We start from the raw sequence: 25,595 nt of genomic DNA, 5'->3' as shown, positions 1-25,595 counted from the left end.
CTTGCACCCGAGCCTCAATCCAAGAGCTCGATGCGTCCGCTGATGCTCACGCCGATCTGGCTCTCGCCGCCTTCCAGCGGCGCAGCGGCTTCGGCCATCATGGCTGAAGCGGCCTTCATCCGCACCGGCATTGGCGGCTGGTAGCCTTGCTCGCCGATGGACAAGTGCGCGATCCGGTAGCGCTTGCCCAGTGCTCCCGCGATCAGGCCGGCGCGCTGCTCGAAATTGCGGATCGCGATCACGGTCGCCTCTTCCTCCGCCTTCTGCCGGGTTTCCGGTGCGGGCTGCATCGCCACGTGCGACAGCGCAAGGTTCGCCTGCAACTTGCCGATCAATTCGGACAGCGCGGGCAGATCGCGGCTCTCGATGCGAATCTCCGATCGCATTCGCCATGATTCGATTCGTCCCTGACCGTCCTTGCCATAGACCGGCCAGGTCGATACGCCGCCGGATTGCGCCTTGACGCTGGCGAAGCCGCGCGCGAGTTCGAGCGCCTTGGTGATGCGCTGGTTGATGTCGTTCGCGAGCACGGCGGCGTCGCGGCCGCTGCTTTCGGCGTACAGGGTGGCGACCCCGAGGTCGTTGGGGGCGGGAAGGTGTGCTTCGGTCGACAGGTCGATCGTGGGGCGGTCCGATGGCAGGGCAGCGTCGGGCGGGGCGGCTTTGGCCGGGACGACGGTGACCACAGCGGTCAGGGCGGAGGCGAGGACGGTGCGACGCCAGAATGAAATTGACATGGAGGGCTCCTGAAAGGGCGAGGGCGGGAAACGCCCGCGCAGCGATGTGTCTGGGGCGAGGTATACCTCAGTTCGCGCCTTGCCGGGCGCGAGGGCTGTAAGCGCGGATTGCGGCATGGCGCCTGTCCCCGCACACCTGATTGACCGCATCGTGAGTCCGGGGCATCCTGCCGAGCTTTCCCCGGCCGTGCAATGAGTCCTCGATTATTCGGTGCCGCGTGCGTCGCCCTTTCCGCTGCCGCCTTTGGTTCGATGGCGATCTTCGCCCGCTATGCGTACGCCGGCGGTGCGGAGGTGATTGCCGTGCTGCTGCTCCGGTTCGTGATCGCTGCGGCGCTGATGACCTGCTTCATGCTTGCGACACGCCGGCGCTGGCCGCGGGGGCGCAATCTCCTGCTGCTGCTCGGGATGGGCGGCGTGCTCTATGTCGGCCAGTCGATGAGCTTCTTTTCGGCGCTCAATCACGCGTCGGCCGGGCTGGTCGCGCTGCTGCTGTATCTCTATCCCTTCCTGGTCACCCTGCTGGGCGCGCTGTTCCTGCGCCAACCCTTGGGAGTCGGCCGGGTCGTGGCCGTGCTGGCGGCCCTCTTCGGTACGGCACTGACGCTCGGTGGAGGCCTGGCGGGTGAGGCGGTGGGTGTGATGCTGGGTGTGGCAGCTGCGTTGATCTATTCGGTGTACATCCTCGCCGGCGGTCGTGTGCTGACGCAGGAGGATCCGCTGGCGGCCGCGACGGTGGTGATGATCGGTGCGGCCGCCGTGTTCTCTGCGCTGGCGATCTGGCAGCAGCCAGCCTTCCCTGCGAGCGTCTCGGCCTGGACGGCGGTGGTCGCGATCGCGGTGGTGTGCACCGTCGTGGCGATGCTCGGCTTCTTCATCGGCATTCGCAATCTGGGCGCGGCCGACGCGGCGACCCTGTCCACGCTCGAGCCCGTCGTCACGATCGCGCTGGCGGCGTTGTTCCTGAGCGAGCCCTTTTCGCTACTGCAGATCGTCGGCGGCGCCATCATCCTTGGCGCCGTCGTGTGGCTGACGCGCGCGGGCGCGCGCACCGCCGATCAGGCCGATGGCGTGCCGAGCACGGTGGTGGGGTCGACGGCGCGCAGCTCGGTGGAGTAGAGACGGGCATTGTCGACGTAGTGGCTCGCGTTCCACTTCAGATGCTCGATCTCGGCATCGGACAGTTCGCGAATCACGCGGCCGGGAGAGCCGACGACCAGCGAGCGATCGGGAATCACCTTGCCCTCGGGGATCAGCGCGTTGGCGCCGATGATGCAGTTCTTGCCGATCACCGCCTTGTTGAGGATGACCGCGTTGATCCCGATGAGGCTGCCGTCCCCAATGGTGCAGCCGTGCAGCATCGCCATGTGGCCAACGGTGACGTGCTTGCCGATGGTCAGCGGTACGCCCTTGTCGTTGTGCAGCACCGATCCGTCCTGGATGTTGCTGCCTTCGCCGATGGTGATCGGGTCGTTGTCGCCGCGGATCACGACGTTGTACCAGATGCTGACGTCGCGGCCGGCGTCGACCGCGCCGATGACCGTCGCGTTGTGCGCGACCCAGGACCCTTCGCCGAAGCGCGGCGTGCGGTCGCCCAGGGCGTAGATGCTCATGCTTGTTCTCGCTGTCTATGCATACCGGTGTGAGCCGGCTTTCGGGGGGCGCATCATATCAAGTGCGAACCGTGGTGCAAACCGCGGCAAGCGCGGCGATGTGGCTGATCTGACGCAGAATTTAGCGCACGGCCGGGTGCAGTGCTAGCATTCGGGCCGCAACCGGAAAAACCCATGCTCAGCTATCGTCACGCCTTCCATGCCGGCAATCATGCCGACGTCCTGAAACACGCGGTCCTGCTCGAACTGCTGTCCTATTTCAACCGCAAGGACAAGCCCTGGCACTACATCGACACGCACGCGGGTGGCGGCTGTTATGCGCTGGACAGCGAGCAGGCGGGCAAGACCGCCGAGTACGTCGATGGCATTGCCCGCCTGTGGGGCCGCGACGATCTGCCCGAGCCGCTCGCCGCCTACCGTGCTGCCGTCGCGCAGTTCAATCCGCATGGCCGGCTCCTGTTCTATCCGGGGTCGCCCGCGCTGGCGATGACTGCCGCGCGCGCGCAGGATCGACTGCGCCTGTTCGAACTGCACCCGGCCGATTTCGAGTCGCTCGACCGCACCTTCGCCAGCGAGACCGAGCGGGTGCAGTGTCGCAAGGCCGACGGCTTCGCGGCGCTCAAGAGCCTGTTGCCCCCGCCTTCGCGGCGTGCCGTGGTGCTGATCGACCCGCCTTACGAACTCAAGGAGGACTACCGGCGCGTGCTCGATTGCCTGAAGGACGCGCTGCGCCGCTTCCCGACCGGTACCTATGCCGTGTGGTATCCGCTGCTGGCCCGCCCCGAGGCGCGCGCCCTGCCGGCCCGTCTCGCCGAGCTCCGTGCCGACAGCTGGCTGGATGTACGCCTGGCGGTCCGCCAGCCGCCGCGCGACGGCTTCGGCATGTTCGGCAGCGGCATGTTCATCGTCAATCCGCCCTGGGTGCTGCCCGAGCGGCTGGAGGCGATGATGCCCTGGCTGGTGAAGACGCTGGGTGTCGACGAGGCGGCGGGCTTCGACCTGGAGCATCACATCGAATGAAGCCGCGAACGCAGCCCGATTCGCTCGACGCCTTGCGCGAGGCCTTGCGGGCTTTTGCCGCCGAGCGCGAGTGGGCGCAGTTCCATACGCCCAAGAACCTCGCCATGGCGCTGTCGGGTGAGGCGGGCGAGGTGATCGAGCACTTCCAGTGGCTGACCGCCGAGCAGTCCGCCGAACTCACGCCCGAAGCACGGGCTGCCGTGGCGCTGGAGCTGGCGGACGTGCTGATGTACCTCGTGCGACTGGCCGATGTGCTCGATGTCGATCTTGTTGCCGCGGCGCAACGCAAGCTGGCGCTCAATGCCGAGCGCTACCCGGTCGAGCGCGCCCGCGGACGATCGGACAAGTACGACCGGATCTGACTGGCCGTCAGGTCTGCAGGGTGGTGTTGCACCAATGCTGCGGCGCAACGCACGCAGGGGGCGGATGGCGCATCAAGCTGATTGGGGGCGCGTCAATTTTCTGAAACAATAGGGCCTTTGTATCTTTCGGGACACTTGAAGTGGACCTGCAGCACATCAGCGAAATCGAGCGCGCAACACATCGCGGGCGGGGCGAGATGCTCCGCCTCGGCATCGGCCTTCTCTTCATCGTCGGCGTCATGTTCTACGCCGCCATGCGCGGCACCGGCGAAGGCGGAATGATCCTTGTCATGGCGGCGATGGTCGGCGGCTACATGGCCATGAACATCGGTGCCAACGACGTCGCCAACAACGTCGGCCCGGCCGTCGGCTCGAAGGCGCTCAGCCTTGCCGGAGCGCTGGTCATCGCCGCGGTCTTCGAGGCAGCGGGCGCGTTGATCGCCGGCGGCGAGGTCGTGGGCACCATCCGCAACGGCATCATCAACCCGGACCTGATCACCGATTCCGACACCTTCGTGTGGATTATGCTGGCGGCGCTGCTCGCCGGGGCGCTGTGGCTCAACATTGCCACGGCGGTCGGGGCGCCGGTGTCGACGACGCACTCGATCGTCGGCGCCGTGCTTGGCGCGGGCATGGCGGCAGCGGGGCCGGGCATCGTGGACTGGGAGACCATGACGGGTATCGTGGCAAGCTGGGTCATTTCGCCGTTGCTCGGCGGTCTGTTTGCGGCCGGTTTCCTCTACCTCGTCAAGCGCAGCATCACCTACCAGGCCGACATGGCCGCCGCCGCGCGCAAGATGGTGCCGCTGCTGGTGGCGTTCATGGCCTGGACGTTCGGCACCTATCTGATCTTGAAGGGACTCAACCGAGTGTGGACGGTCGGCTTCGGTGAGGCCGTGGCGTATGGGCTCGTCATCGCGGTGCCGGTGTTCCTGCTCACCAAGCGGGCTATTGGCGCGCGCGGCGTTCTGCTTGCCAACACCAAGCAGAGCGTCAATCGTCTGTTCACCGTGCCGCTAATCTTCGCGGCAGCGCTGCTCAGCTTCGCGCATGGCTCGAACGACGTGGCGAACGCGGTCGGTCCGCTGGCCGCCATCGTGGATGTGGTGTCCAACGCGGGCGTCGTGAACAAGTCCGCGCCGATTCCGACCTGGGTCATGATGGTCGGCGCGCTCGGTATCGCGCTCGGGCTGGCGCTGTTCGGACCCAAGGTGATCCGCACCGTGGGGTCGGAGATCACCGAGCTCGACCAGATGCGCGCCTACTGCATCGCCATGGCGGCGACGCTGACCGTGATCGTGGCCAGTCAGATGGGGCTTCCGGTCAGCTCCACGCACATTGCCGTGGGCGGTGTGTTCGGGGTCGGCTTCCTGCGCGAATACCTGAAGAGCAACTACGATCGCATGGTGGCCGAGATCAAGGCGCATCACCCCGAGGGCGACCTCGCCGCGATCGAAGCCTTCATTGCCCGCTTCGAGAAGGCGTCGATCGAAGAGAAGGGCGAGATGCTGCGGGACCTGAAGGAGCGCTCCAAGAAGGCCGAGGACCCCGCGCACTTCTCCAAGACCGAACGCAAGGGGTTGCGCAAGGTCTATCGGCGCGAACTGGTGAAGCGCTCGCAGCTGATGCGGATCGCCGCAGCGTGGGTCATCACGGTGCCTGCGTCGGCGCTGATGGCGGCGATTCTGTTCTTCACCATCCGCGGCATGATGTTGCCCTGAGCGGCCTGCGGACATGAGCTTCGTCGAACTGCTGACGGTCCTGATGCTCGGTGGCATCGTCTGGTTCTGGTTCGACAGCCTGAAGGCGCGCGAGGCCGGTTTGGAGGCCGCACGACGCGCCTGTCTGCGGGAGGGGCTGCAGTTTCTCGATGAAACGGTGGTCGGCCACGGCCTCAAGCTGGCCCGTGACGAGCACGGCCACATGGTGCTGCGTCGAGGTTTCGACTTCGAGTATTCGCTGACCGGTAACGACCGCTACCGGGGCGCCGTGGTGATCGAAGGGCGCGAAGTGGTTCTTGTGGATCTTACCGAGCACCGGGCGCAGGTCGTCAGCCTGTTCTGAACGCCGGGCGGCTCATGGGCGGCCGTCCTTGCAGCCTCAGCCAGAGACTGCGCGCAGGAATTCGTTGCGGGCCTGCGCCGAGCGTTCGAACTCGCCACTGAAGGCCTGCGTCACCACGCGTTCGTCGCCGCGCCTGTCCTCGCCTAGCAGCAGGCACAGCTGCTCGGCTTCGATCACGCAGGCTGCGCCGGCGGCCTTGCCGTGCTGCATCAAGGCGTCGGCAATGTCGCGCGTCATCCATTCCTGATAGGTGAAGCGGTGGCCGATCGCATCGACCAGCCGTGCGATGCGGCCAAAACCGTGCAGGCGTCCGCCCGGCAGGTAGGCGACGTGTGCCACGCCACGGAAGGGCACCAGATGATGGGGGCAGACGCCATGCACCGCGATGCCGCGGACCACGACCATGTCGCGGCGCTCGTCCTCGAAGCCGTCGCCCAGTACCTCGGCAGGGTCGAGGTCGTAACCGCCGAGCAGGCGCTTCTGCCATAGCTCGCGTACCCGTTGCGCGGTGCGACCGGTGTGCGAGGTGGCGGCGTCGATGCCGCAGGCACGCAGCAGGTCGCCGATGGCGCGCTCGAACGCCGGCGCATCGAAGTCGCCGGTGCGGGCGATGCCGACGCTGCGCGGGCGGGGCGGGGCGGGGTGATCGTGCTCGTCGTGGTCGTGTCGGGACATGGCGTTGCTCCACGCGCGTCGGCGCAAACGGGGAGGCAATGATACGCGGATCGCGCGGCCGTGGCCCGAAACGGCCGGGGTGTCAGGCGATGAAGACGGGGTCGGAGAACACCAGCGTGCCGTCCTTGCGCATCATCAGGTTGTTCGCGTTCAGGATGTCGGGCAGCACGTGGTACTCCTCGACGAAGTCCGACAGGGCCTTGAGCGCCCGCTGCATGCTGTCGGTCATGGCCAGCGGATTGACGGTCAGGTGATACAGGGCGATGCGCCCCATGTCCATGCCCAGGCGGCTCCATTGCTCGCAGGCCGACCAATAGGTGTCGATCAGGCGCAGTGCGAGGTCGGCGGCGGCTGAGTCCTGTGCGAGCGGATACAGCTTCTCCATCTCGATCAGATGCAGCGGATAGCCCGAATGGGCGCGGCCGATGATGCCGTGGTCGGCGTAGATGACCGGGAAGTGCTCGCCGCACGGGCGGTCGTCGGCGGTATAGAGGAAGTAGTCGGCGGGCGAACTGACGATCTTGTAGACCCGTTCGCCATCGCCCTTGTCGAGCACGATCGAATACTCGCCGCGGCCGATTTCCGGCTTGCCGTCGAGCAGCGGGTGTGCCGGAACCGGGTCCGGCAGCAGAATGTCACCACGGCCGATGCGGGCGCGTGCTGCAGCGAGGTCGATCATGGGCTCGGCTCCGTGTGCTTACGCCATGATGTTATAGCCGGCGTCGACGAAATGGACCCCGCCGGTCACCAGGCGGCCGGCGTCCGACACCAGGAAGGCGGTCAGCGCGCCGATGTCTTCCGGCGTGACGAGTGCATGCATCGGCGAGCGCTCGACCGCAGCGGCCATCAGCCCGTCGAAACCAGCGATGCCGGAGGCGGCACGCGTCATCAGCGGGCCGGGCGACACGGCGTTCACGCGGATGCCCTTGGCACCGAGTTCGGCCGCCATGTAGCGGGTGGCGGCCTCGAGCGCGGCCTTGCACAAGCCCATCACGCCGTAGTTCGGGATGACCTTCTCCGAGCCGAGGTAGGTCATCGTCACCAGCGCGCCGCCGCCGGCCTTTGCCAACAGCGGTTCGGCCTTCTTGGCCAGGCGTACGAAGGAGTGGGTCGACACGTCCATCGCCAGCGCGAATCCGTCGGCCGACGTGTCCACCACGCGGCCGTGCAGGTCGTCGCGCTTGGCGAAGGCCATGCTATGCACCGCGAAGTCGAGCTTGCCATGGCGCGCTTCGATCTCGGCGAACACCGCGTCCATGGCTTCCGGCTGGGTGACGTCGAGCAGTAGCACGTCCTCCACGCCCAGGCGCTGGATGATCGGCTCGATGAAGGCGCGGGTCTTGTCGTTCTGGTAGGTGATGACCAGCTTCGCGCCGGCTTGTGCGCAGGCTTCGGCGACACCGGTCGAAATGGACTTCTCGTTGGCGATGCCCGTGATGAGACCGACCTTGCCCTGCAGGTTGACGATGGGATTCATGCTTATAGTCCTCGCAATAAAAGGGAATTTTGTGCGCTGCGCAAGCCGTCATCAAAGCATCGGACGATGACAATCTTTCGCATGTTCCGTGACGAAAGCGGCAGACGTCGATGAGTTGTAATGGAGTATATTCTGCAATGCAGCATTAACGAACCGCTGCATCACGCCTATTTGGCATTGAGAGTGCAACATGACACGCAACGCATACATCTTCATGGACTTCGACGGCGTCACCCACCCCTGGGGCGAGGTCGAGGATTTTCGCTGCCTGCCGCTCATCGAGACGGTTGTGCGCGAATTCGAAGAGGCGCGCGTGGTGATCGCCTCTGACTGGCGCATGCTGTTCTCGATGCAGAAGCTGGTCGCCCGCTTCTCCGAGGACATCCGTCCCCGCATCGTCGGTGCGACGCCGCACGTGCTGCCCAAGCATGGCGCCGAACTGCACGGCCTGCGCGAACGTGAGGCGATGTTGTGGCTGGCCCAGCACGAAGCCGACCATCGCAATGCCGCGTGGTGCGCGCTCGACGATGCGCCGGGCAACTGGATGACCCGTTCGCGCCTGCTGCTGACCGACTTCAAGCGCGGCTTCACGGAGGAGGACGCCGGTGCACTGCGGCGTCTGCTGCAGGATTTTCGCGACGGTCGCGAGAATCGTGCCGAGCCCGATTCGCCGTCGCTGTGGGCGCGCAGCATCGCCTGAATGCTGTGGCCGCCCGGTGTCCGATTGCCTAGCCGGTTGGCGCTGTGCACAATGTGCGCCCCTTTCCCGATACGCCGGCACCCATGACTGCGCCCGACTCCGTCCTCGCCCCCGATCCTCTTGCCGCCTGTGTCGATGCGCAGGCGCAACGCCAGGCCGCTCATCTGGCCCAGGAGGCCTTCGCACGCGTGTTTCGGCTCAGCGTGGGCGAAACCGACGAGATCCGCCTGCGCGGGGTGGAGCAACTGCGCCGCGAGCTGAGCGACTGGGCCGCGGCCGAGGCTGGCGAGGAGGCACGGGCGCTGCGCCTTGCCCTGCTGCTCACCGGCATGGATCAATGGGGCGTGGCGTGGAGCCAGGCCTTCGAGCTGGTCGCGATTCCCGGGCTGACCGAGTTGATCGGCTCGCTGCGTACCGGCCTCGATGAAGGCGACGAGGCGCGTTTCCTGCAGCAGTTCGAGGCCATCGGTCGTGCAGAGGAAAACGCCATCGACTTCAAGGTCGAGCTGCGGCGCGGCATCCATCTTGCGCTGTGGCATTCGTCGATCGCCACGCAGGATCGCGGTGAAGCCCTGAGGCTCGCGACCCAGCTCGGCAGCCGTCTGCTCGGCCTGCTGCGCGAGATGCCGGTTGCAGGCTGGCGCCTGGTGGCCGACGCGCTGGCGTTCATCCAGATCCGCTGCCTGGCCGACGGGCTCGCATCCGAAGGGATCGGCCAGGAAGCGACGCAGGCATTGCTCGCGGCGCTGTCGCGCGAGCTGCCGAAGGCGGAACGCGACCTGGTGATGGCCCATGCGGCGCGTGCCGTGATCGCCTGGCAGCAGGCCAATCGTCCGCCCGAGCAGGTGCATTGATGGCGCTGAAGGCAACGATCTTCAAGGCCGACATCCAGATAGCGGACATGGATCGCGGCCACTATGCCGACTACAGCCTGACGCTTGCGCGCCATCCGTCCGAGACCGACGAGCGCATGATGGTGCGCCTGCTGGGCTTCGCGCTGTTTGCGGACCCCGCGCTGGCGTTTGGCAAGGGCTTGTGCGTCGACGACGAACCGGACCTGTGGCAAAAGGACCTGACCGGCGCCATCCAACGCTGGATCGATGTCGGTCAGCCCGACGAAAAGTGGGTGCGCAAGGCCTGTGGCCGGGCCACCGAGGTCGTCGTACTGACTTACGGGCGTGCGCTCGAGGTGTGGTGGGCCGGCGTGCGCGACAAGCTTTCACGCCAGGCAACGCTCCGTGTGATCGAGGTTTCGCGCGAGGCAAGCAGCGAACTGGCGAAGCTGGCAGAACGCACGATGCGCCTGCAGTTCAGCATCCAGGACGGACATGTCTGGGTGACCAATGGCCGTGACACGGTGCAGATCGAGCCTCGCACCCTGTTGGGCGCCGACCGCGTCTAGCGCCGCCTGGCGCGCCGCTTAGGCGGTGGTTCGCAGAAAATCGGCGACGGCCGCTGCGGCGCGATCTGGATCTTCCTGCATGAAGCAGTGCCCACCCGGCAGCACCTCGCGGCGCGCGACGGGATTGCTGCGCGTCCAGCGCTCCACGGCGCGTGCGGCGAAGGGGTAGGTGTCCTCGCCACGTAGCACCAGCGTCGGCGTGGTGATGCGCGCCAGCGATGCCCATAGCCGGCGCGGATACGAACCGAAGATTTCCGCTTCACGCGACGGGCGGCATTTCAGCTCCACGCCGCCGCCCGGATGATCGCGCAGCGCGTGCTGCACATAGGCTTGCAGCGCATCGTCGCGCCAGCCCTTGAACATGCCGCGGTTGCGCAGGCCGTCCATCGCCTCTGCACGGCTGTTCCAGTGGTGCCGGCGCTTGCTCGCGCGCTGTGCCAGCGTATTGCGCGAGTACAGCCCCACGACGTCCGACAGTGCCATCAGCCCGATCATGGCGGGTGGAAACAGCACCGGGTCGAGCAGTACGGCACGCCTGAAAGTTTCCGGCGAGCGCGCGAGCATCAGCGTGCTGAGGACCGAACCGAAACTGTGGCCGACCGCGTGGACGTCCACGTTCCCGAAGCGTGGCTGATGAGCCCGCCAGGCCTCGAGGGCGAACTCGGCGCAATGGTTCCAGCCCGGGAAGCGTCCGCCGTGATCGCTGTCGCCATGGCCCGGTACGTCCGACAGGAAGAGATCGAAGCGTTCGGACAGGCGTTCGAGCATTGGTGCATAGGTGAGGCCGCAATAGCCGTTGCCATGCAGGAAATGGATCACCGGTCGGCCCGATGGCGGCGAATGGTGGCCGCGCAGGGTATGTCCATTGCCAAGGCGGTGCGACCAGGAGAGCAGTTTCATTCGGTTGGGAAGCGCGTGGGCAGGGGGTCAGCCGTGCTCCGCAGCGGCCTCGCCGGTTGCGGCGGTGTACCAGACGATCCAGCCGGGGACGTGCGCCGCGGGCATCGGCCGCGCGATGCCGTAGCCCTGGCCGAGTCGGCAGCCGATCTCGATCAGGGCCTCGGCATGATCCATGGTCTCGACGCCCTCGGCAATCACCTGGCGGTCGAACGCCTGGGCCAGATGGACCACGCTGAGCACGATCGCGCGGTCGTCGGCGTCGGACAGCATGTCGCGCACGAAGCTGCGATCGATCTTGAGCAGGTCGACCGGCAGGCGGCGGAAGTAGGCCAGCGAGGCGTAGCCGGTGCCGAAATCATCAAGGGCGAGCCGCACGCCCAATGCACGACAGGCCGTCAGCACATCGAGCGCCGCATTCATGTCGGTGATCGCGGTCGACTCGACGATCTCGAGTTCGAGCCGGTCGGGCGCGATGTCCGGATGTTCGTCGAGCATCGCCTTCAGGTCGGCGACGAAGTTCGCCTTGAGCAGATGGCGCGCACTGATGTTGACGGCCACCGGCAGGTCAAGACCCGCCGCGCGCCAGTTGGCGACCTGCTCGAGCGCCGTGCGGATGACCCATTCGCCCAGCGTGATCTCGAGTTCGTTGCCTTCGAGTGCAGGCAGGAAGTCGGCGGGGGGGCGCAGTCCGACTTCGGGATGGTTCCAGCGCACCAGGGCCTCGGCGCCTACCGGCCGGCGCTCGAACATGTCGACCTTGGGCTGGAAGTGGAGCACGAACTCGCCCTGCTCGAGAGCCTGCGCCAGCCGGCGCAGCAGTTCCTGCTTCTGGCGCAGCGAGGCCTCGACGCTGGAGTCGAAGACCTGCACGCAGTTGCGACCGCGCTGCTTTGCGAGATACATCGCCTGATCCGCATGACGCAGCAGGGTGTCGGCATCGACCCGGTCGTCCGGATACAGCGCGACCCCGATGCTGGCCGACACCGCCACGCTGTCGTCGCGCAACTGGACGGGTTCGCTGACCGCTTCCAGGATGCGGTCGAAGACGCTGTGGCTGTCGAGGTCTCCGAGCAGGATCACGAACTCGTCACCACCGAGGCGGGCAATGGTATCCACCGAGCGCAGCATCGTCTGCAGGCGGTCGACGATCTCCACGAGCAGTTGGTCGCCCGCCTCGTGGCCATACTGGTCGTTGATCGGCTTGAAGCCGTCGAGGTCGAGCAGGCAAACGGCGAGCGGCCTGCGGCTGCGGTCGGCGTGGGCGATGGCTTGGCGCAGGCGATCCTCCAGCAGGCGGCGGTTGGGCACGCCGGTCAGCGGATCGAAGTGGGCGATGCGGTCGAGTTCCTCCGCATGCGCCTTCAGGCGGCTGACGTCCGAGAAGACCGCCACGTGGTGGACCAGCCTGCCGTTGTCGTCGAGCACGCGGGTGATGGACAGCGATTCCGCGAACAGCTCGCCGTTCTTGCGTCGGTTCCAGACCTCGCCACGCCAGTGGTCGGTGGTCTGCAGGCTGCGCCACAGCTGCGTGTAGAAGTCGCGCGATTGTTTGCCCGAGCTGAGGATGGACGGGTTCTGGCCCAGCACCTCCTCGCGCGCGTAGCCGGTGATGCGGGTGAATGAGGGATTGACGTCCACGATGCGGTTGTCCGCATCGGTGATCAGGATGGCCTCGTAGCTGTTCTGGAACACGCTGGCAGACAGGCGCAGCGCGTCTTCCGACTGCTTGCGCTCGGTAATGTCCTCATGCGTGCCCGCCATCAGCTGCGGCGAGCCGTCGCGTGCGCTGGTGATCACGCTGCCGCAGGAGTGGATCCAGACCCAGTGTCCGTCCTTGTGCCGCATCCGGATGTCGTGGCGGAAACCCGGCACCTCGCCGGCGAAATGGGCCCGCAGCTTGCGCTTGATGGCGATCTGGTCGTCGGAGTGGGTGAGCCTGTGCCAGGTCTCGATGGTGACGGGGGCGAGCTCCTCGGGGGTGTAGCCCAGCATCTCGGCCCAGCGCCGATTGATCTGGAGTTCGCCGGTCGGGATCGTCCACTCCCAGGTGCCGACCTGTGTGGCGGCGATCACGTTGTCCAGTCGCTCGCGCTCGAGCTTCATCGCTACCGCCAGATGTCGGGCCTGACGGTTGGACCGGTCCAGTTGGCGGTTGCGTCGGGCGAGCCCGATGGCAAGTGCGAGGATGATGCAGCCGGCGCCGAGGAGCGAGATCACGACGGGCTGGTAGCGGTCGAAGACGTCCTGCCAGGTGAACTCGGGCAGTTGGTCGAACGGAGGGGCGCGCAGGCTGCGCATCGCCGATTCGACCGGGGCATAGTCGGCGGGGATGGAGAAGCCGTGAATGCCGGCGGCGATGGCGGCCGGGTCGTCGGCCTCGAGGTTGAGCAGGCGGGCGGCGATCACGCGCGCCGTCTCGCTGTTGACCTGTGGCAACGCGACCAGCGGCCATTCGGGATACAGGCGGGTGGACAGCGCGTAGGGAAAGCCCGGGAGATTCTGGCGGTTCAGGATGCGCAACTGCGAGATATCGGTCCGGCCCTCGCGTGCGAGATCCTCCAGCACGCCGGTGCGGACGAAACCGGCGTCTGCCTCGCCCTTGAGCACGGCATCGACGATTCGGTCATGCAACTGGGCGCTCGACTCGAACTGGATGCGGTCGAGATCGAGGCCGGCGTCGAAAAGCTCGAACGCCTGCGAGACGTAGCCACCGAGAAAACTGGGCGCCGGCGTCGCCACCCGCTTGCCGTAGAGGTCGTGCAGGGTCGTGATGTCGTCGCGGTCGTCGCGCACGATCATGACACCGCCGATGGCCGGCACGATGTGACCCTTCTCGGCACGGACCACGGTGGCGAGCGCACCGGAGAGCAGGTTGCCGGAGCGCAGGCTGATGTAGTGCGCCGGGTTCGTGAAAACGAAATCCAGTTCGTGGCGTTGCAGCGCACCTTCCATCTCGGCCGGGTTCAGGACGCGCAGTCGAACCTCGTGGCCAGGCACGGCCTGCGTGAGGTAGTTCGCGAGCGGCTGCCAGGTGCGCTGCATGATCGCCTTGGGACGATAGCTGAGCACGCCCAGGGTCAGGACCTCGCCAGCCCAGGCGCCCGGCGTGAAGATGAGGACTGCGAGCAGGAGGATGAGCCCGCGCCGCATCATGGACGCACTCCGGCCGGCAGGAAGCGGGGCGTCGTGAGGCCGTCCAGCGACGCGGGCTGGCCCAGTTGGCCAGACCGGAGCATCAGGTCGGAGACACGGCGGGCTGCATCGCGCAGGCGCGAATCGCCGGGGTCGAGATAGGCGCGATTGGCGTCGATGCCGGGCAGCGACAATCCACGGAAGGTGGGCATGACCGCTTGCCCGGGCAGGCCGAGGCGGCGGGCGAGACGGAAGGCCGTGTCGCCCGGGTTGCGTTGCAAGGCATGCAGTCCGCGAAAATGGACGGCGATGAGGTGGGTCAGGGCCTTGCGGTGAACGTCCAGCCAGTCACGGTGCACAGCCAGCACGTCGAAGATGGTCTCGGGGATGCGCCGGCTGTCGAACAGCCGGTGGGCATCGCCGGCGAGGAGGGTGCTCGCGACCGGTTCGTAGGTGATCAGCGCATTCACGCGGCCGTCCTGCCAGGCCTGCGCATGCTGGTCGATGCGCAGGGGCACGCGGACCACTTCACTGGCCTCGAGTCCGGCGTGCTGCAGCAGATGCGCCAGCATCACGCCACCCACGGCGGTTTCCTCGACACCGATGCGGGCCCCGCGCAAGGCGTTGAGCGCGGTAACCGACGGCCGCGCGACAACGACGTCGGCACCGAGCGAGACGTCGAACACCAGCACGATGGTCAGCGGCAGGCCCTGGTCGCGTGCGCGCAGGACTTCGTCCAGCGTCAGTGCGGCCGCAACCACGTCGCGGCGGGCAAGGGCGTCCAGCGATGCGGTGGCCGATGCCGTCTCGACAAGCCGGACCTGCCGGGTGTCGAGCCAGCCTTCGTCACGCGCGACGAACATGAACTCGTAGCCGGGCCACACGTGGCTCGCGACCGATAGCGGTTGCGCTGGCGTACAGCCACCCAGCCCGCCCATGCCTCCCAGCATGAGGCCCCCCACGAGCTTGCGCAGCAAGGTGCGCCGGGAATGCATCATCGACTGCGCGTGTCCGTGTCAGAAAGGGAGCGAAGGATACGATACGCGGCCACCGGTCCGCCGTGACCGAGTTGTCACACTGGCGCGACGGCCGCGATGTCTTCAGTCCTCGCGGCGCTTGCGCGGCTTGCCCGCGGAGTAGGGCGCGTTGGCCGGGCGCGAGAACGACTTGTGGTGCGCACCCGAGTCGGGCCGTGCGTCACGCCGGGGCGCAGGGTGGTCGTCCTTGCGCGGTGCACCGGCCGGGCGCTTGCCGTCCCGCTCCCAGTTCCCGCGGGGCTTTTCGCTGCGCGGGAACTTGTCGCCCCGCTCGCCGCCTGGCTGCTTCTGCCAGCCGCCTTCGCGCCGTTCGCCCGCGAAGCCTTCGTCACGTGGCGGCCGGCGGCGCTCGGGCGTGGCAGCGGCCTCGGCCGCGCTCAGGGCGCGGATGTTCAGCGCCATCTGGCGTACGCGCGTGCGCTTCAGGATGCCCATCAGGTCATCGGGCAGGTTGGCCGGCAACTCCACCGTCGAGAAGTCATCGAACAGATGAATCTGGCCGATGAACTTGCCCTCGATTCCGCCTTCGTTGGCGATGGCGCCGACGATCTCCTTCGGGCTCGCACCCTGGTTGCGGCCGACCTCGATGCGATAGCGCACCAAGGCGCCGTCGGCGAACGAGCGGCGGCGCGCGAGGATCTCGTCGCGGTTGGGGCGCGGCGTGCGCTCGCGCGGGGCGCCGGTGGTGAAGTGCTCTTCGCGCGGTGCGCGACCGCCGCTGCCGGGCTCGGCGGTGGCGAGGTCCCAGCCGCGGCCGGACTGTTCGATCTGCAGCGGACGTTCGCGCTGGGCAATGAGGGTCAGCGCGGCGGCGACTTCGTGGATGTCGAGTTCGTTTTCCTCGACCAGGTCGTTGACGACGCCCATGAAGAAGCCGAGATCCTCGCTGCCGATGGCGTCGACCACCTGGCGCTTGAACTGCGCCACGCGCAGGTTCGTCACTTCCTCGCTGCTCGGCAGTGCGATCGGCGTGATCGGCTGGCGGGTGGCGCGCTCGATCATCTTCAGCATGCGCGTCTCGCGCGGCGCGACGAAGAGGATCGCCACGCCTTCACGGCCGGCGCGGCCGGTACGGCCGATGCGGTGCACGTAGGCTTCGGTGTCGTAGGGGATGTCGTAGTTGATGACGTGCGACACGCGCGGCACGTCGATGCCGCGCGCGGCAACGTCGGTGGCGATGACGATGTCGAGCGCGCCGTTCTTCAGCTGCTCGATCACGCGTTCGCGCAGGCCCTGGGTCATGTCGCCGTTGAGGGCTGCGGCGGCGTAGCCGCGGGCGGCGAGCTTGTCGGCGAGTTCGTCGGTGGCGATCTTGGTGCGCACGAAGACGATGGCGGCATCGAAACTCTCTTCGGCGTCGAGGATGCGGGTGAGGGCGTCGAGCTTGTCGACACCGCGGACGAGCCAGTAGCGCTGGCTGATCTTCGACACCGTGGCGGTGGCGGCGCGGATCTTGATCTCTTCCGGTTCGCGCAGATGGCGGCGGGCGACATCGCGGATCACGTTCGGCATCGTGGCCGAGAACAGCGCCGTCTGGCGCTCGGCCGGGGTGTGCTCGAGAATCCACTCGACGTCATCGATGAAGCCCATGCGCAGCATCTCGTCGGCCTCGTCGAGCACGATGGCCTTGAGCGCGTCGAGCTTCAGGCTTTCGCGTTCGAGGTGGTCCATGACCCGCCCCGGGGTGCCGACGATGACCTGGGCACCTCGCGACAGCTGGCGCAGCTGCACCACCATGCTCTGGCCGCCATAGATGGGGAGGACGTGGAAATTCTTCAAGTGGTGCGCGTACTTGGCGAAGGCCTCGGCCACCTGGATGGCGAGTTCGCGCGTGGGGGTGAGCACCAGCACCTGCGGCCGCGTGTCGGGCAGGTCGAGGCGCGCCAGCATGGGCAGCGCAAACGCAGCCGTCTTGCCGGTGCCGGTCTGGGCCTCGCCGAGGATGTCGCGGCCCGCCAGCAATTGCGGAATGCAGGCGGCCTGGATGGGCGACGGCGTCTCGTAGCCGACTTCGGCCAGCGCATTCAGGAGGGGAGTGGGCAGGTCGAGGTCGGCGAAGCGCAGGGCAGCCTCGGGGCTGGCGGGTTCGGTGCGGGCAGAGTCGGTCATGGCAGTCGGGCCGTGGTGGCGGCGATGTGCAGCAGCGCTGCGAAGTCGCAATTATCGGCGATTCTGGCGCTGCAAACGAAAAAAGCGGCTCGTGGCCGCAGCGGGGCAGTTCGGCAAGGGCCCGGCGAGGGCGCCCCGGAAAAGCAAAAACGCGGCGCAAGGCCGCGTTTCGGATGAATCGATGGACGTCTGGGACGTCGGATCGATTACAGCGGGCGGATGTTGGCCGCCTGCAGGCCCTTCGGGCCGGTCTTGACTTCGAATTCGACGCGCTGGTTTTCGGCCAGGCTCTTGAAGCCCTTGCTCTGGATTTCAGAGAAGTGGGCGAACAGGTCGTCGCCGCCGTTTTCCGGGGTGATGAAGCCGAAGCCCTTGGCGTCGTTGAACCACTTGACGGTACCGGTTTGAGTGCTCATTTGCGTTCCATATAAAAAATGACTGGGCTTGCGCCCCAAAATGCAGGAACGATCAAGAAACGTAATCCAGAGGAATCAGACCGGCACGCGCTCTTGTAGAACACGCTGGGTAACCACCAGAACAACCACTGCTTGAATCGACTGCGAGCAGCACAATACACGGTTTCCAGGGCGTGGGGAATTTATTTCGCGTGGAAACCGCAAAAAAACATTTCGTGGCCATCTCGGCTGGGAACCCATTCCGATCGGGCGTGGAGTTCTGCATCGCAATTTGCCGCCGGGGTGGAATAATGCGCGCTGTTCCAAACTGGTGAATCCAGCATGCCTATACAGTGGTTTCCCGGTCACATGGCTTCGGCGCGCAAGAAGGCGGCCGATGCGATGGCGGCCATCGATGTCGTCATCGAGGTGACCGACGCCCGCCTGCCCGAGGCGAGCAGCAATCCGATGATTGGCGAGTTGCGGCGCTTCCGCAACCGTCCCTGCCTGAAGCTGCTGAACAAGGCCGATCTCGCCGATCCGGCAGCGACGCAGGCCTGGATGGACTTCTACAACCGCCAGCCCGGCGTGAAGGCGGTTGCGATCTCGGCGAAGAGTCCGTCCGATGCGGCGCGCGTGCCGGCGCTCTGTCGTCAGCTCGCGCCGCATCGCGATGACGGCACCAAGCCGCTGCGGATGATGATCATGGGCATCCCCAACGTCGGCAAATCGACGCTGATGAATGCCCTGCTGAAGCGCAAGGTAGCGAAGGTGGGTGACGAGCCGGCGGTGACCAAGCACCAGCAGACGCTCGATCTCGGGCCGGGCATGACGCTGACCGACACGCCGGGCATGATGTGGCCCAAGATCGACTACGACTCGGACGGCTACATGCTGGCGGCGAGCCATGCGATTGGCCGCAATGCGGTGATCGACGAGGAGGTCGCGACCTTCCTCGGCGGCATCCTGCTCGAGCGCTATCCGGCCCTGCTGGCGGCGCGCTATCGCGTCGATCCGGTGCAACTCGATGGGCCCGCGCTGCTCGAAGCGGTGGGGCGCCGTCGCGGCTGCCTGGTCAAGGGCGGCGGGCTCGATCTGGAGAAGGCGGCGCTGATCCTGCTGCAGGACTATCGCGACGGCGTGCTTGGGCGCATCAGCCTGGAAACCCCGGAATCGCGTGCGCGCATGATCGCGGTGGCGGATGCCGCGCGCGCCGAGGCCGCCGCAAGCGAGCAGGGCAGCGGAGACGACGGCGAGGAGTAAGGGCGTCGGCGCCCGATGTTGGCGCTAGACCTCGGCGACGATCGCGATCCAGCGCAGCCATTGGCCGCACGCATTGCGCGGCCCGCGCAGCGAGCCGTGCCAGGGGCCTTCGTTGCAGGTGCCGCGGCTGTTGTCAGGGTCGAGTCTTACGGTGTGACCGTCCGCCTCGAGCGCGCGTTTGCCGCCCCAGCGGTTGCAGGTGGGGCAGCGGCGGAGTTCGGCGGTCAGTGGTGCGGTCATCGGGGTGTATTCGGGGTGTATTCGGGACCGGGGGCGCCGGCAATGATAGTCCGTCGACCGTCCCGCTGCAGCCCGGCTGCGGCGGAGGTGGCGGGTGACGGTCGACGCTTTGTTATGATTCGGCGATGAAGAATTCCCGCTCCCGCTTCCTCGATATCCGCGGCTTACGCTTGCATCTTCGCGAATGGGGTGCCGCGGGCGCAGCGCGACTCTATCTGCTGCACGGCTGGATGGATGCGTCTGCGTCGTTCCAGTTCATCGTCGATGCGCTGGCACACGACTGGCACGTGATCGCGCCCGATTGGCGCGGCTTTGGCAAGAGTGCCTGGTGCGGCGCCGACAGCTACTGGTTCCCGGACTATTTCGCCGACCTCGATGCCATCCTGCGCGTGGTCGAAGGCGAAGACGAGGCGCCGGTGCGTCTGGTGGGGCACAGCATGGGCGGCAATGTCGCGCTGATGTACGCGGGGATCCGGCCCGCAAGGGTCGCCGGCGTCGTCGTGCTGGATGCCTTCGGCCTGCCCGACCGTCCCGCGGCCGAGGCGCCGGGGCGCTACCAGAAATGGTTGCGTGAATTGACCGAGGCGCAGCGGCCGCGTGTTTACCCCGACCACGACGCGCTGGCCGCACGCCTGCAGCAGGACAATCCGCGTCTTGTGCCGGAGCGGGCGCGCTGGCTCGCGCGCGAGCTGGCACAGGCCGACGGCGAAGGCTTTCGCATTGCGGGCGACCCTGCCCATCGCCGAGTAAATCCGATCCTGTATCGCCGCGCCGAGGCCGAGGCGTGCTGGCGGCGGGTTTCTGCACCCGTGCTGGCGGTGGAGCCCGAAGGTGACCGGCTGCGTGAGCGTTTCGGCATCAGCGACGCGGACCATGCGGCGGCGTTCGCCTGCTTTGGCTCGATCGAGGTCCGCACGCTCGCCGCGGCGGGCCACAACCTGCACCATGACCAGCCCGAGGCAGTGGCCGGAATCATCGAGGCCTTCTTCCTGTCCCAGCACGTATGACGATCCTTCTTTCGAAGTCCGGCGACCTCGCCGCTCTGCACGCGATGAATGCCGACCTGCATTGCCATTCCACCGTTTCCGATGGCTGGCTGGAGCCGGTCGAGGTGGTTCGCCGCGCCAAGACGAATGGGGTCGATCTGCTTGCATTGACCGACCATGACGAGCTTGGTGGGCTGGCGCTGGCGGCTGCGGCCGCAGCCGAATCGGGCGTCGGCTTCGTGGCGGGCGTGGAGGTCTCGGTGTCCTTCGCTGGCGAGACGATTCATATCGTCGGCCTCGGCATCGACCCCGGCAATCCGGACCTCATCGCCGGTCTGCGGCAGGTGAGGGCGGGGCGCGACGCGCGGGCGCAGCGCATGAGCGAGGCGCTGGCAGCGGTAGGGATTGCCGGCGCGCTGGAAGGCGCGCATCGCTTCGCCCGCAACCCGGCGCTGGTCAGTCGCGCGCATTTCGCCCGTCACCTGGTTGCGAGCGGTGTGATGCCCGACGTCAGGACGGTGTTCGACCACTACCTGGTGCGTGGCAAACCCGGCTTCGTCGAGCACGAGTGGGCGTCGCTGGAAGAGGCGGTGGGCTGGATCGTCGGTGCCGGGGGCATCGCCGTGGTCGCGCATCCGGCGCGCTATCGCCTGTCGGCGGCGGACATGACCCGGCTGCTCGACCGTTTCGTCGCTGCCGGTGGCGATGCCATCGAAGTGGTGTCTGGCGCGCACTCCGACGACGAGATGCGCCGCTTCGCCACCGTGGCCCGCCAGCGCGGGCTGCTCGCTTCGCGCGCGTCCGACTTTCATGGCGAGAAGGAAAGTCCGGTCGACCTCGGTCGCTGCAATCCATTACCCTCCGACCTCACGCCGGTGTGGTCGCGCCTGATCTGAGAAAAAAAGACAAGAACCATGGCCCAGTATTTTTCCCTTCATCCCGAGCAGCCGCAGCCGCGCCTGATCCGTCAGGCGGCCGAAATCGTCCGCGGTGGCGGCCTGGTGGTGCTGCCGACCGATTCCGCCTATGCCCTGGTGTGCGCCGTTGGCGACGCGAGCCAGCTCGAGCGGATCCGCAAGATCCGCGGCGTCGACGACCGCCATCACTTCACGCTGATGTGTCGTGACCTGTCCGAGATCGCGACCTATGCGCGCGTCGACAACAGCCAGTACCGGCTGCTGAAGGCGACCACGCCGGGTCCTTACACCTTCATTCTCGAAGGTACGAAGGAGTTGCCGCGGCGCGTGCTCCATCCCAAACGCAAGACGATCGGCCTGCGCATTCCCGAGCATGCCGTGATTTCTGCGCTGCTGGCCGAGCTCGACGGTCCGCTGCTCACGTCCACGCTGCTGCTGCCGGGCGAGGATCTGCCGCTGACCGATCCCGACGAGATCCGGGAGCGGCTGGAGAAGCAGGTGGATCTCGTGATCGAGGCCGGCTACTGCGGTCCGGAGGCGACCACCGTCATCGATCTCACGTCCGGCTCGCCGCAGCTCGTCCGGGCGGGGCGCGGCGCGCTCGAGCCCTTCGGCCTCAATGCCGACTGAGGGTCGACTGAGGGGCGCTCTGCTAGAATGCGCGGTTTCCAGCTGATGCTCCCATGGACTCATTGATCTCGACGCTGGCGATCTGGGCCTTGCCGGTGTTGCTCGCCATCACGCTGCACGAGGCTGCGCACGGCTACGTCGCCCGGCATTTCGGCGACCCGACAGCGGACCTCGCAGGCCGGATCACGCTCAATCCGCTGCGCCACATCGACCCGGTCGGAACCGTGCTGGTGCCAGCCGGCATTCTGGCGCTCAGCACGCTGTTCGGCGGGGGCGGAATCCTGTTCGGCTGGGCGAAGCCGGTGCCGGTCAATTTCGGTCGTCTGCGCAATCCCAAGGCCGACATGCTGTGGGTGGCGGCAGCGGGGCCGGCGACCAACCTGGTCATGGCGATCGGCTGGGCGATCCTGTTCCGGATCGCCATCTCGGGTGAGCCGGGCGCCTATACGCTGCCGATGATGAAGATGGCCGATGCCGGCATGCAGATCAACGCGGTGCTGATGGTGCTCAACCTGCTGCCGATCCCGCCGCTCGATGGTGGCCGCATCGCGGTCAGCCTGCTGCCGCATCGCCTGGCGTGGAGTTTCGCGCGCCTCGAGCCCTACGGCTTTCCAATCCTGCTCGTGCTGCTGTTCACGGGCGTGCTCGGAACGATCCTGTGGCCGCTGATCGCCGGTTTCCGGTTCCTGCTCGGCGTGGTGATCGGGGTCTGACGCGCGTGCGCTCATGAACATGCCGCTGGACCTGGCGCCTGTCGATGCGCCCGAGGTGCTCGAACAGGTCGTGCGCATCTACGGCGAGCCTCTGCTCGAACTGCCGAAAGACCTGTATATTCCGCCCGACGCGCTGCAGGTGTTTCTCGAAGCCTTCGAGGGGCCACTGGACTTGCTGCTGTATCTGATCCGCAAGGCCAACCTCGACGTGCTCGACATACCGATGGCGCCGCTGACGGCGCAGTATCTGGAATACGTCGAGGCAATGCGCGCGACGAACCTGGAGCTTGCGGCCGAGTACCTGCTGATGGCGGCGATGCTGCTCGAGATCAAGTCGCGCATGCTGCTGCCGCGGCCGCCGCGCGCGAGCGCGGAAGAAGAGGATCCGCGGGCCGAACTGGTGCGTCGCCTGATGGAATACGAGCGCATGAAGCTCGCTGCGGCCCGACTGGACATGTTGCCGCGGGCTGAGCGGGATTTCGAATGGGTCGGGGTGTTCGTTGCCGAGAAGGTGGTCGAGCGCCTGCCCGAAGTCAGCCTGCATGACCTGCAGTTGGCCTGGCTGCGGATCATGAAGAAGGCGCGCCTCACGCAGCATCATCGTGTCGGGCGGGAGCAACTGTCGGTGCGCGAGCACATGAGCGCAATTCTGCGCAAACTGGGCGATGGGGCCTTCGTCGTGTTCGACACCCTGTTCGATGTAAAGCTCGGGGCGTCGGGGCTCGTGGTGAGTTTTCTTGCGGTCCTCGAGCTGGTGAAGGAAAAGCTGGTCGAAGTGAGCCAGAACGAGGCGTTTTCGCCCATTTACGTCAAATTGGCCGATGCATCCCGCGACGACGCCTGAGGCTTGGCTGCGCGTCATCGAGGCGGCGCTGCTGGCGGCGCCGGCGCCGTTGCCGGTGTCGGAGTTGCGTCGCTTGTTCGACGAGGATCCGGGGCCCGATCTCGTGCGCAAGTTGCTGGACGAGCTGCGCGCGGAGTGGTTTGCCGCGGGGAAGGGGGTTGAATTGGTGCAGCTGGCGACCGGCTGGCGCTTCCAGACCCGCCCCGAGTACCAGATCTATCTGGACCGGCTGAAAGAAGAGAAGCCGCCGCGCTATTCGCGGGCGGTGATGGAAACGCTGGCGATCATTGCCTATCGGCAACCCGTCACGCGCGGCGACATCGAAGAGGTGCGTGGCGTGGCGGTGTCGCCCAACATATTGAAAACACTTGAATCGCGCGGCTGGATCGACATCGTCGGTCACCGCGACACGCCGGGTCGTCCGGCGCTTTTCGCCACCACCCGGCGCTTTCTCGATGACATGGGTCTGCGCAGCCTCACCGAGCTGCCTGCGCTGACCGAGATCGAAAAAATCATGGACCTTGTCGATGCCTCGCAAACCGAACAGCCCGTTCCGGCCCCCGCAGAAGAAGTCTGAAGCGATCGAGATCCTCGATCGTCCCGCGCGTTCGTCGCGCGGTGAACGCGGCGGCGCACGGGACGACGATGCCCAGCCGCAGGATCCGAATGCGCATCTCAATGCCGACCCGCGCGGTCCTCGTGCCTCGCGCGGCGGGCGCGGCGGAAGCCGTCCGGCGGGCGATCCGGCGCGGCGTGCGGATGCGCATGTTTCCGCACTCGGGCAGGCCGAGCGCGGTGAAGGAGCGTCACGCGGGCGACCCCAGGGCCAGGGGCGTGGGCGCAATGCGCCGACCACGCTGACCGAGCCCGAGCGCCTGCAGAAGGTTCTGGCGCAGGCCGGTGTCGCCTCGCGACGCGAGATCGAGGAGTGGGTGATTGCCGGTCGTATCTCGGTGAATGGCCTGCCGGCGACGCTTGGCCAGAAGATCGGGCCGGGCGACCGCGTCAAGGTCAACGGCAAGCTGATTCCGCTGCGCTTCACGCAGCGTTCGCCGCGTGTGCTGATCTACCACAAGCCCGAGGGCGAGATCGTGTCGCGCGACGATCCGGAGGGGCGTCCGACAGTGTTCGAGCGTCTGCCGGTGCTGCGCAAGGGGCGCTGGCTGGCGGTCGGTCGTCTCGACTTCAATACGTCCGGGCTGCTGCTGTTTACCAACGACGGCGATCTGGCGAACAAGCTGATGCATCCCCGTTACGAGCTCGAGCGCGAATACGCGGTGCGCCTGCTGGGTGAGCTGACCGAAGAACAGGCGAAGTCCCTGACCGAAGGCATTCAGCTCGAGGATGGTCCGGCGAAGTTCAACACCCTGCGTGACGAGGGGGGTGAAGGCGCCAACCACTGGTATCGCGTGACCATCTCCGAGGGGCGCAACCGCGAGGTGCGGCGCATGTTCGAGGCCGTCGGTCTCACGGTGAGCCGCCTGATGCGGGTGCGCTACGGCGCCGTGGAGCTGCCGGCGCGTCTCAAGCGCGGCATGTGGATGGAGATGCCCGAGGCCGATGCCTGCAAGCTGGCGGGGGTCGCCGCGCCGCAGCGGCAGGGGCAGGATGAAAAGCGCGTCAAGCGCCCGCCGAAGATGCATCGCACGACGCCGTCGCCGCGCTGAGCTTCGCCAGCGACGCTTCCATGCGTCAAGGGCCAGGCAAGCTGCTGCGTTGCAGCAGTTTGCCTGGCTGTCCGTTTTGCAGCTATAATTCCGCGGCTTTGATGGATGGCTTGGTTCTGATGGCGCCTTGCAGGTGCCTTGGTCGCGTCCGTCATTCGGTTGTGACCAGCGGCGTGTTCCCGGCAGGAACAATTGTTTGATGGGCGTTAGGCCCATTTTTTATTTGTGCGCGACGATTTCGCGCGTGGTGGAAGAAAGGCATGCGAGCAGGAATCGAGAATCTGATCGAACAGGTGGTGACCGGTCTCGGCTATGAACTCGTCGATATCGAGTTCTCGCCGCGCGGGCGTCTGCTGCGCGTGTTTCTCGACATCGAGCGCGGGATCACGGTCGACGACTGTGCAACGGTGAGCAACCAGTTGCAGCGTGTGTTCGAGGTCGAGAATGTCGACTACGACCGCCTCGAGGTGTCCTCGCCGGGTCTGGATCGCCCGTTGAAAAAGCTGGCCGACTTCGAACGCTACGCTGGCGAAGACGTTCAGATCCGACTGTCGCTGCCGGTCAATAATCAACGTAATTTTGCGGGTGTGCTCGGCGGTGTGCGCGATGGCGCCGTGGTGATCACGACCGAGAAGGGTGAGCAGTTGCTGCCCTTCGAAGACATCGAGAAAGCACGCCTTGTACCCAAATTCTGAGACTGTGGATGTGGAGG

28 protein-coding genes are annotated in these 25,595 nt (G+C 66.6%); 17 read left to right on the top strand and 11 right to left on the bottom strand.

Annotated elements, in window-relative coordinates:
* Positions 1–14: 14 nt before the first annotated feature.
* The gene (locus tag C664_RS12490) at positions 15–854 is read right to left on the bottom strand and encodes an SIMPL domain-containing protein (protein ID WP_232435099.1); all 840 of its coding nucleotides are present in this window, start codon (positions 852–854) and stop codon (positions 15–17) included.
* A gap of 75 nt (positions 855–929) precedes the next feature.
* Between C664_RS12490 and C664_RS12485 the strand changes: the two genes are divergently transcribed.
* On the top strand, positions 930–1,856 hold the full coding sequence (locus C664_RS12485) for a DMT family transporter (RefSeq protein WP_051019141.1): 927 nt from the start codon (positions 930–932) through the stop codon (positions 1,854–1,856).
* On the opposite strand, the gene C664_RS12480 is transcribed toward C664_RS12485, so the two are convergent.
* Positions 1,796–2,350, bottom strand: coding sequence for a gamma carbonic anhydrase family protein (locus tag C664_RS12480; RefSeq protein WP_004260666.1), 555 nt, complete (start codon positions 2,348–2,350; stop codon positions 1,796–1,798). The genes C664_RS12485 and C664_RS12480 overlap by 61 nt on opposite strands.
* Positions 2,351–2,524: 174 nt before the next feature.
* Here C664_RS12480 and C664_RS12475 point away from each other — a divergent pair, with 174 nt between their 5' ends.
* From C664_RS12475 to C664_RS12460, 4 genes are all read left to right on the top strand, one after another.
* On the top strand, positions 2,525–3,370 hold the full coding sequence (locus C664_RS12475; RefSeq protein WP_004260664.1) for a 23S rRNA (adenine(2030)-N(6))-methyltransferase RlmJ: 846 nt from the start codon (positions 2,525–2,527) through the stop codon (positions 3,368–3,370).
* Positions 3,367–3,732, top strand: a complete 366-nt coding sequence (locus tag C664_RS12470) for a nucleotide pyrophosphohydrolase (protein WP_004260661.1) — start codon at positions 3,367–3,369, stop codon at positions 3,730–3,732. Before C664_RS12475 ends, C664_RS12470 begins: the two co-directional genes overlap by 4 nt.
* Before the next feature lie 140 nt (positions 3,733–3,872).
* Positions 3,873–5,453, top strand: a complete 1,581-nt coding sequence (locus C664_RS12465) for an inorganic phosphate transporter (RefSeq protein ID WP_004260660.1) — start codon at positions 3,873–3,875, stop codon at positions 5,451–5,453.
* 13 nt (positions 5,454–5,466) lie between these two features.
* On the top strand, positions 5,467–5,796 hold the full coding sequence (locus tag C664_RS12460; RefSeq protein WP_004260658.1) for a DUF3301 domain-containing protein: 330 nt from the start codon (positions 5,467–5,469) through the stop codon (positions 5,794–5,796).
* A gap of 36 nt (positions 5,797–5,832) precedes the next feature.
* On the opposite strand, the gene folE is transcribed toward C664_RS12460, so the two are convergent.
* The 3 genes from folE to fabI all read right to left on the bottom strand — a co-directional run bounded on the left by folE (position 5,833) and on the right by fabI (position 7,948).
* Positions 5,833–6,471, bottom strand: coding sequence for a GTP cyclohydrolase I FolE (folE, locus tag C664_RS12455; protein ID WP_004260656.1), 639 nt, complete (start codon positions 6,469–6,471; stop codon positions 5,833–5,835).
* Between the two features lie 82 nt (positions 6,472–6,553).
* Entirely contained in the window at positions 6,554–7,150 is a 597-nt protein-coding gene (locus C664_RS12450) for a hypothetical protein (RefSeq protein WP_004260653.1), read from the bottom strand.
* 18 nt (positions 7,151–7,168) lie between these two features.
* The gene (gene fabI, locus C664_RS12445) at positions 7,169–7,948 is read right to left on the bottom strand and encodes an enoyl-ACP reductase FabI (RefSeq protein ID WP_004260650.1); all 780 of its coding nucleotides are present in this window, start codon (positions 7,946–7,948) and stop codon (positions 7,169–7,171) included.
* A gap of 190 nt (positions 7,949–8,138) precedes the next feature.
* Between fabI and C664_RS12440 the strand changes: the two genes are divergently transcribed.
* The 3 genes from C664_RS12440 to C664_RS12430 all read left to right on the top strand — a co-directional run bounded on the left by C664_RS12440 (position 8,139) and on the right by C664_RS12430 (position 10,050).
* Positions 8,139–8,648, top strand: coding sequence for an HAD domain-containing protein (locus tag C664_RS12440; protein WP_004260647.1), 510 nt, complete (start codon positions 8,139–8,141; stop codon positions 8,646–8,648).
* An 83-nt stretch (positions 8,649–8,731) separates the two neighbouring features.
* A complete protein-coding gene (locus tag C664_RS12435; RefSeq protein ID WP_004260645.1) occupies positions 8,732–9,502 on the top strand; it encodes a hypothetical protein in 771 nt (256 codons plus the stop codon).
* Positions 9,502–10,050, top strand: coding sequence for a YaeQ family protein (locus tag C664_RS12430; protein WP_004260641.1), 549 nt, complete (start codon positions 9,502–9,504; stop codon positions 10,048–10,050). Before C664_RS12435 ends, C664_RS12430 begins: the two co-directional genes overlap by 1 nt.
* A gap of 18 nt (positions 10,051–10,068) precedes the next feature.
* Here the strand turns inward: C664_RS12430 and C664_RS12425 are convergent, their stop codons facing one another.
* From C664_RS12425 to cspE, 5 genes are all read right to left on the bottom strand, one after another.
* Positions 10,069–10,950, bottom strand: coding sequence for an alpha/beta fold hydrolase (locus C664_RS12425; protein ID WP_004260638.1), 882 nt, complete (start codon positions 10,948–10,950; stop codon positions 10,069–10,071).
* Positions 10,951–10,977: 27 nt separating this feature from the next.
* A complete protein-coding gene (locus C664_RS12420) occupies positions 10,978–14,103 on the bottom strand; it encodes an EAL domain-containing protein (RefSeq protein WP_004260636.1) in 3,126 nt (1,041 codons plus the stop codon).
* Positions 14,100–15,080 (bottom strand): ABC transporter substrate-binding protein, encoded by a 981-nt coding sequence (locus C664_RS12415; RefSeq protein ID WP_004260634.1) that lies wholly within the window; start codon positions 15,078–15,080, stop codon positions 14,100–14,102. Before C664_RS12415 ends, C664_RS12420 begins: the two co-directional genes overlap by 4 nt.
* 102 nt (positions 15,081–15,182) lie before the next feature.
* Positions 15,183–17,228 (bottom strand): DEAD/DEAH box helicase, encoded by a 2,046-nt coding sequence (locus C664_RS12410; protein ID WP_004260633.1) that lies wholly within the window; start codon positions 17,226–17,228, stop codon positions 15,183–15,185.
* A 206-nt stretch (positions 17,229–17,434) separates the two neighbouring features.
* Entirely contained in the window at positions 17,435–17,644 is a 210-nt protein-coding gene (gene cspE, locus C664_RS12405) for a transcription antiterminator/RNA stability regulator CspE (protein WP_004260632.1), read from the bottom strand.
* A 321-nt stretch (positions 17,645–17,965) separates the two neighbouring features.
* Between cspE and ylqF the strand changes: the two genes are divergently transcribed.
* Complete coding sequence (ylqF, locus tag C664_RS12400; RefSeq protein WP_038011702.1) at positions 17,966–18,886, top strand: ribosome biogenesis GTPase YlqF; 921 nt, start codon at positions 17,966–17,968, stop codon at positions 18,884–18,886.
* 24 nt (positions 18,887–18,910) lie between these two features.
* Here the strand turns inward: ylqF and C664_RS12395 are convergent, their stop codons facing one another.
* A complete protein-coding gene (locus tag C664_RS12395; protein WP_004260630.1) occupies positions 18,911–19,126 on the bottom strand; it encodes a hypothetical protein in 216 nt (71 codons plus the stop codon).
* Positions 19,127–19,251: 125 nt separating this feature from the next.
* On the opposite strand from C664_RS12395, the gene C664_RS12390 reads away from it, so the two are divergent.
* The 8 genes from C664_RS12390 (at position 19,252) to rimP (ending at position 25,578) form a co-directional block, all read left to right on the top strand.
* Positions 19,252–20,133 carry an alpha/beta fold hydrolase gene (locus C664_RS12390; RefSeq protein WP_004260628.1) on the top strand — a complete coding sequence of 294 codons (882 nt, stop codon included), beginning with the start codon at positions 19,252–19,254 and terminating at the stop codon, positions 20,131–20,133.
* Positions 20,130–21,008: a 3',5'-nucleoside bisphosphate phosphatase gene (locus C664_RS12385; protein ID WP_004260626.1), complete on the top strand. Its 879-nt coding sequence runs from the start codon at positions 20,130–20,132 to the stop codon at positions 21,006–21,008. The genes C664_RS12390 and C664_RS12385 overlap by 4 nt, the downstream gene beginning before the upstream one ends.
* Positions 21,009–21,026: 18 nt before the next feature.
* Positions 21,027–21,659, top strand: coding sequence for an L-threonylcarbamoyladenylate synthase (locus tag C664_RS12380; RefSeq protein ID WP_004260625.1), 633 nt, complete (start codon positions 21,027–21,029; stop codon positions 21,657–21,659).
* Positions 21,660–21,712: 53 nt separating this feature from the next.
* Positions 21,713–22,372 (top strand): site-2 protease family protein, encoded by a 660-nt coding sequence (locus C664_RS12375; protein ID WP_004260623.1) that lies wholly within the window; start codon positions 21,713–21,715, stop codon positions 22,370–22,372.
* A gap of 13 nt (positions 22,373–22,385) precedes the next feature.
* Positions 22,386–23,216 carry a segregation and condensation protein A gene (locus C664_RS12370; RefSeq protein ID WP_004260621.1) on the top strand — a complete coding sequence of 277 codons (831 nt, stop codon included), beginning with the start codon at positions 22,386–22,388 and terminating at the stop codon, positions 23,214–23,216.
* On the top strand, positions 23,194–23,793 hold the full coding sequence (scpB, locus tag C664_RS12365) for an SMC-Scp complex subunit ScpB (protein WP_004260617.1): 600 nt from the start codon (positions 23,194–23,196) through the stop codon (positions 23,791–23,793). Before C664_RS12370 ends, scpB begins: the two co-directional genes overlap by 23 nt.
* Positions 23,744–24,883 carry a 23S rRNA pseudouridine(2605) synthase RluB gene (gene rluB / locus C664_RS12360; protein ID WP_004260615.1) on the top strand — a complete coding sequence of 380 codons (1,140 nt, stop codon included), beginning with the start codon at positions 23,744–23,746 and terminating at the stop codon, positions 24,881–24,883. Before scpB ends, rluB begins: the two co-directional genes overlap by 50 nt.
* 260 nt (positions 24,884–25,143) lie before the next feature.
* Positions 25,144–25,578 (top strand): ribosome maturation factor RimP, encoded by a 435-nt coding sequence (rimP, locus tag C664_RS12355; RefSeq protein ID WP_004260612.1) that lies wholly within the window; start codon positions 25,144–25,146, stop codon positions 25,576–25,578.
* Positions 25,579–25,595 lie beyond the last annotated feature (17 nt).

This window comes from Thauera sp. 63 (genome assembly GCF_000310165.2).
In the GTDB taxonomy this organism is placed as follows: Bacteria; Pseudomonadota; Gammaproteobacteria; order Burkholderiales; family Rhodocyclaceae; genus Thauera; species Thauera humireducens.
Note: the sequence above shows the minus strand (reverse complement) of the source record. Positions and strands in the feature narration are given on the sequence as shown.